General features: G+C 39.3%; 1 protein-coding gene. It reads right to left on the bottom strand.

From position 1 onward, the window contains the following. A partial coding sequence (gene coaBC, locus M3Z76_RS19655; protein ID WP_295657588.1) for a bifunctional phosphopantothenoylcysteine decarboxylase/phosphopantothenate--cysteine ligase CoaBC occupies window positions 1–651 on the bottom strand: 651 nt, incomplete at its 3' end. Window positions 652–674 lie beyond the last annotated feature (23 nt).

Here is a 674-nt window from a genome sequence, read left to right as displayed (position 1 = left end):
ATATCCCATTTTCCCAGAAGAAAAATTGGTCATAAAACGCACTGGATCAATCTTTTCACGAGTTGGGCCAGCAGTTATTAATATTTTTTTTCCTTGCAACGGTTTTTGTTCGGAAAAAGCCTCTTCTAACCGTGCAATAATTGCTTCCGGTTCTTCTAGTCTTCCCTTCGCAACATAACCACACGCTAAAAAACCTTCTCCAGGCTCAATAAATGTATATCCTAACGTTTTCAACGTCATCATATTTTTTTGTACAATTTTGTTTTCATACATATGCACATTCATAGCAGGTGCAATCCACACTGGGGCTGTAGTAGCTAACAAAGTAGTTGTAATCATATCGTCTGCAATACCACCAGCTAACTTCCCAATACAATTGGCAGTAGCAGGTGCAACAAGTACTACATCTGCCCAATCTGCTAAATCGATATGTGCAATAACAGCCGAGTCTTTCTCATCGAATGTATCTGTATATACGTCATGGCGAGAAAGTGCTTGAAATGTAAGAGGCATAACAAACTTCATTGCCGACTCACTCATCATTACTTTTACAATAGCACCAGCTTGTGTCAATTTACTAGTTAACGCAGCCGCTTTAAAGACCGCAATGCCTCCTGTTACACATAGAAGTATCTTTTTCCCTTTTAGCATATGGCTCGTCCTCTTTCTTTTTC

Source organism: Metasolibacillus sp. (assembly GCF_025291715.1).
In the GTDB taxonomy this organism is placed as follows: Bacteria; Bacillota; Bacilli; order Bacillales_A; family Planococcaceae; genus Metasolibacillus; species Metasolibacillus louembei.
This window is presented reverse-complemented; position numbering and strand designations above follow the sequence as displayed.